At 37.4% G+C, this 11,614-nt stretch carries 10 protein-coding genes; 2 read left to right on the top strand and 8 right to left on the bottom strand.

Annotation, left to right across the window (positions count from 1 at the left end; all coding sequences use genetic code 11):
* Window positions 1-207: 207 nt before the first annotated feature.
* The 3 genes from R2Q84_RS14280 to R2Q84_RS14290 form a co-directional block, all read right to left on the bottom strand.
* Window positions 208-1,842: an ABC-F family ATP-binding cassette domain-containing protein gene (locus R2Q84_RS14280; protein ID WP_316817242.1), complete on the bottom strand. Its 1,635-nt coding sequence runs from the start codon at window positions 1,840-1,842 to the stop codon at window positions 208-210.
* A gap of 48 nt (window positions 1,843-1,890) precedes the next feature.
* A complete protein-coding gene (locus R2Q84_RS14285; protein WP_316817243.1) occupies window positions 1,891-3,522 on the bottom strand; it encodes a peptide-N-glycosidase F-related protein in 1,632 nt (543 codons plus the stop codon).
* Between the two features lie 163 nt (window positions 3,523-3,685).
* Window positions 3,686-4,786 carry a two-component regulator propeller domain-containing protein gene (locus R2Q84_RS14290; protein WP_316817244.1) on the bottom strand — a complete coding sequence of 367 codons (1,101 nt, stop codon included), beginning with the start codon at window positions 4,784-4,786 and terminating at the stop codon, window positions 3,686-3,688.
* Between the two features lie 102 nt (window positions 4,787-4,888).
* Here R2Q84_RS14290 and R2Q84_RS14295 point away from each other — a divergent pair, with 102 nt between their 5' ends.
* Entirely contained in the window at window positions 4,889-5,779 is an 891-nt protein-coding gene (locus R2Q84_RS14295; protein ID WP_316817245.1) for a winged helix-turn-helix domain-containing protein, read from the top strand.
* 15 nt (window positions 5,780-5,794) lie between these two features.
* Here the strand turns inward: R2Q84_RS14295 and R2Q84_RS14300 are convergent, their stop codons facing one another.
* On the bottom strand, window positions 5,795-6,493 hold the full coding sequence (locus tag R2Q84_RS14300; protein ID WP_316817246.1) for a LytTR family DNA-binding domain-containing protein: 699 nt from the start codon (window positions 6,491-6,493) through the stop codon (window positions 5,795-5,797).
* A 264-nt stretch (window positions 6,494-6,757) separates the two neighbouring features.
* Here R2Q84_RS14300 and R2Q84_RS14305 point away from each other — a divergent pair, with 264 nt between their 5' ends.
* Window positions 6,758-7,402 (top strand): NeuD/PglB/VioB family sugar acetyltransferase, encoded by a 645-nt coding sequence (locus R2Q84_RS14305; RefSeq protein ID WP_316817247.1) that lies wholly within the window; start codon window positions 6,758-6,760, stop codon window positions 7,400-7,402.
* 6 nt (window positions 7,403-7,408) lie between these two features.
* Here the strand turns inward: R2Q84_RS14305 and R2Q84_RS14310 are convergent, their stop codons facing one another.
* The 4 genes from R2Q84_RS14310 to R2Q84_RS14325 all read right to left on the bottom strand — a co-directional run bounded on the left by R2Q84_RS14310 (window position 7,409) and on the right by R2Q84_RS14325 (window position 11,521).
* Window positions 7,409-8,497 (bottom strand): histidine kinase, encoded by a 1,089-nt coding sequence (locus R2Q84_RS14310; protein WP_316817248.1) that lies wholly within the window; start codon window positions 8,495-8,497, stop codon window positions 7,409-7,411.
* 116 nt (window positions 8,498-8,613) lie between these two features.
* Entirely contained in the window at window positions 8,614-9,300 is a 687-nt protein-coding gene (locus R2Q84_RS14315) for a LytTR family DNA-binding domain-containing protein (RefSeq protein ID WP_316817249.1), read from the bottom strand.
* Window positions 9,297-10,445, bottom strand: coding sequence for a TlpA disulfide reductase family protein (locus R2Q84_RS14320; protein ID WP_316817250.1), 1,149 nt, complete (start codon window positions 10,443-10,445; stop codon window positions 9,297-9,299). Before R2Q84_RS14320 ends, R2Q84_RS14315 begins: the two co-directional genes overlap by 4 nt.
* A gap of 23 nt (window positions 10,446-10,468) precedes the next feature.
* Window positions 10,469-11,521 carry a sensor histidine kinase gene (locus tag R2Q84_RS14325; protein ID WP_316817251.1) on the bottom strand — a complete coding sequence of 351 codons (1,053 nt, stop codon included), beginning with the start codon at window positions 11,519-11,521 and terminating at the stop codon, window positions 10,469-10,471.
* Window positions 11,522-11,614: the final 93 nt, after the last annotated feature.

Consider the following 11,614-nt stretch of genomic DNA (forward strand, 5'->3'; position numbering starts at 1 on the left):
TAAGAGGTATAAGATTTATTCCGGTAAGTGCTTTGTAAGAGATAGGGTTGAACGATAAATTTGCTTTTTAATAGCAGTGTTTTAACCAGGTGTAAACCGGGTTACTGACCCTGTTTACACCCTGTTTAGACCTAGCTTAGACCCTGTTTACATATAGTTTGACCCCTTACCTGATTTAACTCAGACTTAAATCAAGATGTATACAATTTAGCTTTGTTCGATTTCTTTTAAGCTATCCATTTTTTTGTAAGCAAGGAACCCTTTGATATCCTCAAAATGCTCACGGACACGCTTGTTACCAAACTCGAATACTTTTTCTGCCAACCCATCCAGGAAATCCCTGTCATGGGATACCAGAATCAAAGTACCATCGAAATCCTTAAGGGCATCTTTGATAATGTCTTTGGTTTTCATGTCCAAATGGTTGGTTGGCTCATCCAGTATTAGCACATTTACGGGTTCCAGCAACAACTTGATCATTGCCAGACGGGTTTTTTCACCTCCGGAAAGTACTTTAACTTTTTTCGTGGTATCATCCCCACTGAACATAAAGGCGCCTAAAAGGTCTTTTATTTTTACAGCACCATTGCTTAATGGGATCTGGTCAATAGTTTCAAATACCGTAAGGTTCTCATCAAGCAATGCTGCCTGGTTTTGAGCAAAGTATCCGATTTTGGCATTGTGACCTACTTTTAAGTCTCCTTCAAAGTCGATCTCGTTCATGATGGCTTTGATCATGGTAGACTTACCTTCACCATTTTTACCGACAAAAGCCACTTTTTCTCCCCGCTCGATCACCATCGACGCTTTTTCAAACACAACGTGATCGCCATAAGCTTTTGTTAACTCTTCTACAATTACCGGATATTGACCAGAGCGTGGCGATGGCGGGAATTTCAATCGTAATGCCGAAGTATCTACTTCATCGATCTCAATAACTTCGAGTTTTTCAAGCATCTTAACACGCGATTGAACCTGCAAGGTTTTGGAGTAAGTTCCTCTAAACCGATCGATAAATTCCTGGTTATCTGCAATAAAACGTTGTTGCTCCTCATAAGCTTTCAATTGGTGTACGCGACGGTCGGCACGCAACTGGAGATAATGACTATACTTGGCTTTGTAATCGTATATTCTGCCCATCGTAACCTCAATGGTACGATTGGTGATATTATCTACAAAGGCACGATCGTGCGAGATCACAACGACAGCCTTTGCTGAGTTGATCAAGAAATCCTCCAACCATTGTATACTTTCAATATCCATGTGATTGGTAGGTTCATCCAGTAAGATGAGATCAGGTTTTTTTAACAGAATTTTAGCCAACTCAATCCGCATGCGCCATCCACCCGAAAACTCAGAAGTTTGACGGGTAAAATCTTTGCGCTCGAAACCTAAGCCTTTTAGCACCTTTTCTACCTCTGCATCATAATTGACTTCTTCTATCGAATAAAATTTCTCGCTCAGTTCCGAAACACGTTCGATCAGCTTCATGTAGTCATCACTTTCGTAGTCAGTACGAATAGTAAGCTGCTCATTCAGCTCATCAAGCTCTTTTTGCATCTGGTTTACCTCTTCAAAAGCTTTCATCGTTTCTTCAAAAACGGTAACCTTATCCTCGGTCAGCAAATGCTGTGGCAAATACGCTATTACTGCGTCCTTTGGACCTGTCACGCTACCAGAAGTAGGTTTAGTCACATCGGCAATAATTTTTAGAATGGTCGACTTGCCTGCACCATTTTTACCCATCAGAGCGATCTTATCGTTCTCATTTATTGGAAAGGTTACGTCGCTAAATAGAGTGGTTCCGCCAAATGAAACGGAGATGTTATTTACATTAATCACAGTATGGAAATATTGAATTGTTGGCAAAGATAAGAGAAAGACATCGGATTATTGCGTTATCAAATATGCCGACACATAATACTTACTATCTGTTTTTTCAAATTCGGCCTCGGGAATTGATATTTTTAAAGTATGATTTCCTTTTGCCAAAGGGCCGAGATTAATTATACGTGTAGGTACCGGGCCTCCAGGACACCATGAACGACGTTCTTTACTAATATCTCCAAAATAAATACCGTTTGGCTGAGTATTATACATCTCATAAGGTGCACAGTTTTGGCTCATTTCCAATCGGGTATATTCTTTACCGTCCAGATCCACTACATGTTCCCTCCAATTATATTCTTCCCCACCTTCGGCTGCTCCATGTCCTGATGAAATAAGATAAAGAACTGTTGTTTTAGTATTACCAGGTAGCTCGAAGTTTACTTGTTTACTGTTTTTCCCAGCAGTTTTATCTTTGCCATCTAAACTATAATAACTTAGTAATGAAATTCCTTTTTGTATAGACAAATCTTTCACTTTATCACTGATTAAATCTACAGATACATTAAAAGTTAGCAATGAACCATCGCAACCAATTACCTCTCGTTGCCCAGCCCCGGTTGTACCAAATACCTCTGTCAATAAATAAATATCCTTTCCAGCTTGTTTTATCGTACTAACCATCTGGTCTATCTGCGCTTCGTAAGGAATGTGGTCTGGCTGACGGGTACGATACATAAACGGCGTCATGATCCTTAAAAGTTCAAATTGTTCCCCTTTTTCTAAATTAAATTTTTCCCCTTTTGGCATAACAACCAAAGTCACATGCCCAATTCTATCATAGTTATCACATCCCGATTTAATGGTCACTTTTACTTTTAATGTTTTGCCAATCTTATCTATTTCGGCTGGACTAAGCTGACACAGGTACTCAGCATTACTGATACGTGTTACACCTTTAGCCACGGGGTGAGTTACCTTTTCTGCATAGCCATCATAAAAATCAACATTTTTTAAAACATTAATGCTTACCATTTTCTCTGTTAACTTAGATAAGGCAGTTTTGATCTCCCTACCCGACGTGGTATTTTTTTGTTTAGCCGGCAGTTGATCGAAAAATTGTTGCGCTTTATTTAAATTGAAAGCAGAAGCATCAGTGCTTACATACATCTGCAGTGCTTCGGTAGCATAAGGTTTGGTGATATTTTTAGATAAAAATTCTGACAATTGAGTGAGCTTCAAACTTTTCACACTATCTATCTCTGCGTCAACCATTTTCCCTCTTACAATATCTTCTGCTTTTACTCTTCTTTTTTTCCAACCTAATAAGCGCAATGAAGTATCTAACTTTAAGTATGGTTTTTTAAAAGCCATATATTCACTATTTACTATCGATCCACTGATTACCGATTTACGCAAATAGCCTTTTGCACTAACATTTACCAATCCTTTAGAGAGATACAGACTTAATGAATTAGGGTCAGCTGCTGCATTTGGTGAAGTATTGGGCTTAGTAAATTGTAATGAGGCTTTAATATCTACATCAGCAGTGCTTCTAAAACTGAATTTGTTCTCTTTAATTATTGCACTATCTAAAACCTCTTTTCCATTTTTTTTGATAGGTAAAATAGATTGCCCGTTTGCCCGAGTCGTAACTAGGTAAATTGACTGTCCCCTGTAATTGGAAAGGAACATCAGTATTTTTTTGGGCCATTAAACCTGTCGATGAAATGCCAGTTAATAAAAGCAATAGATATTTTTTCATATTCGAAATTTCAATTTAAAATGTTTTATTTATCCTTTTGTAAACTAAGCCAATCCAGCCAAATTAGTTCTTCCATGGATTCGATAAATATCATCAAAAATTTTTACCGTTGAAACTGGTAATGGTATTTCCATTATAACGATACACGCCATCGAAAGTGCCAAACCAAATATTTCCTTTATCATCTTCTAAAATCCCGAAAATCATTGGTTTATTTGTTATTTCAGTTACAGTTGGCTTTTTACCAGACAAAGACTTTTCATCATAACGGGAAAGGGCCCAGGTTTTGGTATTAACACTACCACTAGAAAGTGCTCTACTTTGGCCATTAGAAGTTTCTGAACTAGTCCAGATATTGCCTTTTTTGTCTTCATAGATATAACCAACAAACTTTTGTGTGAAATTGGTAAATGTACTGCCGTCATAGCGCCAAAGGCCATCATCTCCCCCCAGCCAAATATTACCTTTTTTATCTTTGATTATCGAACGAACATTCGCAAAAGGTTTGCCGTCTTTATTGGTTATAGTGGTAAATGTCTTTCCATCATAAACGGAGGCATACCCCCTTGTACCAAACCAAAGTTTTCCTGTTTTGTCTTCAATAATAGAATTAATATCGTTATGCATCCAATGAACTTCCGGAAGCTGATACTGGTAAACAGAAGTATGGATAGAATCAGTCTGAGTAATGGCAGCGCCTTCTTTCATTTTAAAATTCCGAAAGGATTTCCCATCGTAACGGCTCGCTCCGCCTTCAGTGCCAAACCAAATATTACCGGCTTTATCTTCATAAATATTAGTAACCCGATCATTAGCAAGTCCATCCCTGGTTGTAAAGTTTTGAAAGGATTTCCCATCGTAATAATAAACACCTGAGCCAATAGAAGCGAACCAAAAATTTCCTTTTCTATCTTCTAAAACAGAAAAAAAACGGGCCGGACTAACTTTACTGGTAATATTGGTAAAAGATTTTCCATCATATTTAAAAACACCCTCCCATGAAGCAATCCAAATGTTACCTTTTCGATCTTGTTTGATTGTACGAACGATGCTGTTGGGTCCCTGAGAAGGGATGACGTCTTTGGTTTGAACGACATTTTGAGCGTCACTTTTTTGCTGAGCCTGTACGGGAAAATAAATTGCTCCTGCCATTGTGATTAGCAGGCTGTAAAAAACGTTTCTTTTATTTTTCATATCTATTAAAATTGATTCACCGAAATTACTTTGATATCTTTCCGTCTGAAGAATCAGGATTGTAAATAAAAATGTAACCTTTGTAAATAAAATCTTGACATTATGCGTGATAGCCAAAATCTCCTCTCCGGGAAAGGCAAGTACCTCTGTGGATTGATACTACTTTTGTTTATCTCTGTAATCTGCGCAGCATTCGGCATGGCTGACAGTGACGATTTTGATATCGCCAGAAGGGAAATTTTACTCCGCAGGATCGGACATGAACTGCTCTTACAGTCGGGCGACAGTACATCAAGGGTTCTTCCCGTAAAAAAAATCGCTGAAAATGAGTACCAGATCAGGTTTGAGAATGAGCTAACTTTTCAACCCGACTCACTGGTGAACACGACTCAGCGTTTGCTAGCCAAAGCCCCACTCGCAGGTGATTATGTTGTTAACGTACTAAACTGTGACAATGCCAGTGTAGCTTATGGATATGCTATATCAAAGAATAAGAAAGATGACATTGTAGCCTGCAAAGGAAGAAGGCAACCGATAGCATGTTACATGATTAACATTAAGTTTAAACCAACGGGAATAAATACAGTAGGGAATAAATATCTTTTGGGTAGCCTGCCATTTTTAGCATTTGTTGGTTTTATATTTCTGAGATCTGTTAAGCCACGAAAAGCATTACCTGACGGTCGGCATACTGACATGCTAACTTTAGGTGCAGTGTTGTTCGATGTGAAGAACCGGAAGCTGATAATAGACGAAAAAACAATAGACCTGACCGGAACTGAATCACGTTTATTGCTCATTTTCGCACTGTCTCCCAATGAGACCATAGAAAGAAGCCGGCTACAAAAAGAGCTATGGGAAGATGAAGGTGTTATTGTCGGGCGCAGTCTGGACATGTTTATATCAAAACTTAGAAAAAAATTGGAATTTGATAAAAATATCAGAATTGTTGTAATACGCGGAAAAGGATATAAGCTTGAAATTAGCTCTTAAGAAGAGTCTTCCCGGCTAAACGTTTATCCAGGACCTTACCTGCTCTGCGTAACTTTCGCCAATGGGTAATACAGCCTCAGCTAACTGGATTTTTTTATGTTGTATAGATTTTACAGCTCCAACAGACACAATATAACTCCGGTGAATTCTCTTAAACTGCTCAGCCGGAAGTAATCCTAACATCTTTTTTAAGGTCATTAGTGTAAGTACGGTTTTTCCCGCTGTAAGGTGTATTTTGACATAGTCTTCCATACTCTCAATGTATTCAACCTCTTTGAGCATGATTTTGATCATCTGATAGGCGGAATGGACATAAATACAAGCTTCATTCTGTTCTGATGAGGGGCTCATTTTATATTTTTTGACTTCGATTGCCTTGTCCAGTGCTCTGGAGAATCTATCGTAGCTCATTGGCTTTAATAAGAAATCCACAGCTTCCAGCTCGAAACCATCAAATGCGAACTGCTTATAAGCAGTAGTAAAAATGAGCATAGGCTTACTTTTAAGCGCATTCGCCAGGTCAATTCCAGAAATATCTGGCATGTTGATATCCAGAAATATTAAATCTACCTGAGCTGAAGACAAATACTCAGCACCAGAAATGGCATCTTCAAACGTACGGATGAGTTGGACATCAGGTCGCCGTCCAATATAGGTATGGATCAGTTCCAGTGCCAGAGGCTCATCATCAATAGCAATACATTTTAAAAGCATGCATTTAATTTATGGTATTAAACTTACATAAAAAGTGGCGATTTATAATCGCGTTCAATATGAAAGATAAAGTTCTGTAAAGGAACATAATAAATAAACAGAGAGACCAGCAGGAAGTTTTGTCGATACAAAAGTCCTGTTTAACGGGACATCTCCTTATAGACTCTATAGTTTTAACACTTTTGACTGAGCATCCCCTTAAAAACAATTCATATGGACAGAAAATGTGTAACAGTTTTTTTAAATGTTGCTTAACTATCAATTATGTTAATCATAGGGGCTAAAGGATTTGCAAAAGATATTCTGGAAATCCTTCAACAAAACAATGAGCTAAATCAGCTGGTTTTTTATGATGATTTAAATTCAGACATTGAAGATGAATTATTTGGAGAGTTTCCAATTATAAAATCCACTGAGGAGGCTGAAGAATATTTTTCAAACGTTGATACCAGGTTTTCAATTGGAATTGGGAACCCTGATTTAAGAGGTAAAATGTATCACAAGTTTACATCATTAGGTGGCGTATTACATTCTACAATCAGTCAAAAAACAGACATTGGGCACTATAATGTAAAAATGGGACAAGGCTGCAATATCTTGTCCGGTGTGAAGATTTCTAATAACGTTGAAATAGGAATGGGAACTATGATTTACTATAATTCCATCATTAATCATGACGTGGTGATTGGGAAGTTTGTTGAAATCTCCCCCGGTGCTATAGTTTTGGGAAAGTGTAAAATAGGCAATTTCACCCATATAGGATCAGGAGCTATAATATTACCCGAGGTAATTGTTGGCAATCATGTAAAAATCGCGGCGGGAGCCGTTGTAACTCATAATATGCCAGACCATGTTATGACTGCAGGGGTTCCGGCAATTATCAAGAAAGAGTGTTTTTATCTTAAATAAATCGAACTAGGACACCAGCAGGAGGCTGACGGTGAAACGGTTGTTTTTATCGTCTATTTTTAATTTGTGCCTGCCCGGATATAGATGTTCAAGTCGCTGCCTGGTATTAGAGATCCCGAGACCTTTACGCTCATTAAGATTCCTGCTTTCGAATATAGTGTTTTGGGCATAGAAGCTGATCAGTTTCGCCTCAATCCGGATTCTAATTATAATAGTGGTCTCGATATGATTGCTTAAGCCATATTTAAAGACATTCTCAATGAAGGTCATCAAAATTAATGGAGAGATCTGGTGTCCCTGAGCATTTCCCTCTACCTTATATTCTAAACTCACTTTTTTCCCGAGACGGATCTTTTGCAGGGCTATAAAGTCATCAATACAGTCTAGTTCTCCCTGCAGGGAAACAAAGTCTGCTTCAGCTTCATCGGTTACATAGCGCATGATACGAGATAACCTCAGTATACTTTCAGCTGCTTTTTCATTTCCTGTAATGCATAAGGTATAGATATTGTTGAGCGTATTGTATAAGAAGTGAGGATTGATCTGGGCCTTTAAAAAAGAAAGCACTGCATTCGCCTTTTCTGCTTCAGCAAGAATTGCCCGTTTTTCAGTAAGTTGCCACTCTTTTATGGTTCTCAATGCAATTCCTATAAATATCACCATCAAAAAAATAAGCAGACTGTTGATGTCAAAAAAATAGCCTTTATACCGGTGTTTTGTCGCGGGTAATTGTGTTTTTTTTACCTCATCCTGTAACTGAGATTTAAACCTGGGAGCTGGATCGCGTGTTTTACGATTAAATCTTATCAGTTGATCAAAAGGTTTGATCGTGAAAACAAGGATGAGTAAGATGACAATGGAAAGTCCATACAACAGGTACTTCTTCTTGAAATATAGTTTCGGAAAGAGGTAATACGCATTGAGATAAAAAATGACCACATAAAACAGACAGAACTCAACATAAGCCCAGGTATACTTCGCGGAAAAAGAATTCGTAAAATTATGCCGCTGACTAATGAAAATGATCGGAAAACTTATAAAAAGCAGCCAGGCGGCGACATGAATAATAATAGTAAATGTTCTTGCCCTGATCATATACAAATCAACCTATTTTATTTGAAATTTTAATAGTCTGTCGGCCAATACCATAAATGTATAGATAAATGAAACAAAAATACTGTGGTGGAGAGAAATTAACCAACTGATGATGCTCATCCAAGATTTTGCATTAGCTGATCTCTATATAATTTAGACAATGGAATCTTCTTTCCCGCCACAATTACCTGGTGTTTCTCAATCCGTTCAATTTTCTGTCTGGAAATTATAAACGATTTATGAACACGTAAAAACTGATCTGCAGGGAGTTTTGTCTGCAATTCTGTCAATGTAATACGTGTAAGGGTGTGTTTATCTGTTTCATGCAAATCCACATAATTGTCTTCCGCCTTTGCGTAAACCAGGTTACTAAATTTTATTTGTACCCAGTCGTGCCCATCCTTTACAAATAAAGCATCTTCCTCTTGTCTTTTTTTTACTTCGTGCGCTTGGAACCTCCTTTCAGCGAGCTGACATGCTTTTAAAAAGCGTGTAAAATTGATAGGCTTTAATAAATAGTCTGTTGCAGCCAACTCAAAACCTTTTAAAGCATATTCCGGATAGGCGGTAGTAAAAACGACTTGATTTTCAAGATTTAGCATAGAGGCAAATTCGATACCCGAAAGATCAGGCATAGCAATGTCAAGGAACACCAAATCTACACGGTTATTTTTAATATATAACAATGCATCTGTAGCACTCAAAAAAGTAGCATCAAGCGAAATAAAAGGTATCTTTTCCGCATGAGCTCTAATAATATCATGTGCTACCGGCTCGTCATCAACCGTAATTACTTTAATCATTTTACCGGTAATACTTGTTTAAGTTTCTCCATTAACTCTTTTGTTTCCAGATCTCTTGCTATAATCACACCTTCAGGATCAATCAGAAAACTCTGTGGAATTTTCCTGATGCTATAAAGCTTTGCCACATCATTTTCCCAGTGCTTTAAATCTGAAACCTGGGTCCAGCTTAACCTATCATCCTTTATTGCTTTTAACCACGCAGCTTTTCCATCTGCACCATCGAGGGAAATTCCCAAGATAGTGAAATTCCTCTCTTTAAATTCATTATAGATATTAACAAGTTCAGGGTGAACTTCCCTGCAAGGCCCACACCAGGATGCCCAGAAATCAATCAATACATATCTCCCTTTAAATGAGGCTAAATTAACAGGATTGCCAGCCGTATCATTCTGAACAAAAACAGGAGCTATAGCACCAGGATTAAGACCTTTCTGATCCGAAAGGAATTTCCGAAATTCTTTACCGGGTTGCATATTCTGCACTCTTACAGAAAGCCTGTTAAACATAGGCTCAATAACCGCTATATCTGGTGAGATGCCAGCATATTCCTGTAATACACCTAATGCAATAAAACTATCTGGATTTTCAATAATGAATTTCCGTTGAATAGCCTTTTTAACCGAACTAACACTATCCAATTTCTTATTCAATAGTACAATATTTGCCTTATCGGTAGTTTCCATCAACTTTCTGATCTTATTCGTCTCTACGGTGACAGTTTTAAGCATTTGTTCTAGCTTAAAGTAATCTGAATTGATGCCTTTCCCGACAAATCTGGCATCAGCAATTGATCGGCTGGAGGTTTTCAGCATTACTTGTCCCGGATAGATATACATTCGCAATGCATCTGGTTTACCGTATTGCTTTTTTAGCATTCCTGAAAAACCAACGTTTGTTGTATCACAAACAAGAGTAGTATATAATGGTCGTTCTATTTTACCCTTCAAAACAAACACCCCCTTATCCTGCATTGCTGAATCAACTATTCTTTTACCCTCCCGTTGGTACAAAAGGTAAATCTTAGCCATTGAAGGCATTCTTTGCGCATTTATTTTAACCGTAAACAAAGAATCTTTGTCCTGAGATACAGACATAAAGGGCATCATTGCACCGCTAAGCAGTAACATTAATTTTTTAATCATGATTACAAAAATTTAAGGTGTATTTAAAATCTGAGTTTCAGCCAGAATGAAACGTTATAATCTAAACCAGTGTTTTTCTGATCTAACCGGTAACTATCCGGATAAAGAAGATCCAGACGCTTAATCGTATTTTTTATTCCTGTATTATTACCCTTAACTTCTGCACGGTTCTGAACAATTGTGTTAAACACTTCCATATGCAGCTCATTATCCACTACAATAATCTTTACCTGCACTTCACATTGATTATCCATACTGATACCATACTTAAAAGCATTTTCAATAAACGGGAGGAGCAATAGGGGTGCGATCTTCTGTTGATGACCATGATCATCTGAAACAATTTGAGTGCTAATTTTTATACTATCCTTTTCGGGCAAACGTACTCGCTGAAGTTGAAGATAATTTTCCAAAAACCTCAATTCATCTTCAAGTGGCACAAAATTCTCATGCATTCCATGAATGGTATAACGCATCATATCAGACATCATATCAATCCCCTGAGCAGTGTCTGGTGCCTTTTCTTTTAAGGCCGTACCGTAAAGATAATTCAGGGCATTGAATAGAAAATGTGGGTTCAACTGGGCCTTTAAAGCATGTAATTCATTCTCCGACTGCTCAATCCTATGCAGCCTTCTATTTCTATATTGAAGATAATAATCCCTCACTATTGAATAAACAAAAGCATAGACTGTTATGTATAAAATAGGTTCAATAGCAGAAAGTTTACCTTGTTGCTGGAAAGCATGCGGGCGTAGATAAATAATTCCTGCACATGAAATCACTCCGGTCAATAAACATCCGATTATAAAAACTATGAAATGATATTTTTTAAATAAAAATTGTCTTACCACTTCAGTCAAAAAGATAAAAAGTGCAACAACGAATAAATCTTTATTTAAATTGGAGGCATATTGCAAACCTGATACAGGTGTGCCATCGGTGTTGTAGATGTAATTGCCCCAAATATGTACATGATACAGGTAAGGAATCACCGTAAATACAATAATTACAATCCACATAATTAAAAAATGGGCAATCCAGTTTGTCAATAGTTTTTTCAGCGTCTTTATCATATATTTCTTTTGATACAGATCAAAGGAACCAAACTAAAAGAATAATGTATAATTAATGTGGCAAGTACTATCAAATATGTGGTGAAATTATTA

This window comes from Pedobacter nyackensis (assembly GCF_032678475.1).
Taxonomy (GTDB): Bacteria; Bacteroidota; Bacteroidia; order Sphingobacteriales; family Sphingobacteriaceae; genus Pedobacter; species Pedobacter nyackensis_A.

Bases quoted from the DNA above. Each gene is read 5' to 3' on its own strand.
- R2Q84_RS14290 (WP_316817244.1), bottom strand. From the start codon at position 4,786: ATGAAAAATAAAAGAAACGTTTTTTACAGCCTGCTAATCACAATGGCA.
- R2Q84_RS14325 (WP_316817251.1), bottom strand. From the start codon at position 11,521: ATGATAAAGACGCTGAAAAAACTATTGACAAACTGGATTGCCCATTTT.
- R2Q84_RS14285 (WP_316817243.1), bottom strand. From the start codon at position 3,522: ATGTTCCTTTCCAATTACAGGGGACAGTCAATTTACCTAGTTACGACT.
- R2Q84_RS14295 (WP_316817245.1), top strand. From the start codon at position 4,889: ATGCGTGATAGCCAAAATCTCCTCTCCGGGAAAGGCAAGTACCTCTGT.
- R2Q84_RS14310 (WP_316817248.1), bottom strand. From the start codon at position 8,497: ATGATCAGGGCAAGAACATTTACTATTATTATTCATGTCGCCGCCTGG.
- R2Q84_RS14320 (WP_316817250.1), bottom strand. From the start codon at position 10,445: ATGATTAAAAAATTAATGTTACTGCTTAGCGGTGCAATGATGCCCTTT.
- R2Q84_RS14315 (WP_316817249.1), bottom strand. From the start codon at position 9,300: ATGATTAAAGTAATTACGGTTGATGACGAGCCGGTAGCACATGATATT.
- R2Q84_RS14300 (WP_316817246.1), bottom strand. From the start codon at position 6,493: ATGCTTTTAAAATGTATTGCTATTGATGATGAGCCTCTGGCACTGGAA.
- R2Q84_RS14305 (WP_316817247.1), top strand. From the start codon at position 6,758: ATGTTAATCATAGGGGCTAAAGGATTTGCAAAAGATATTCTGGAAATC.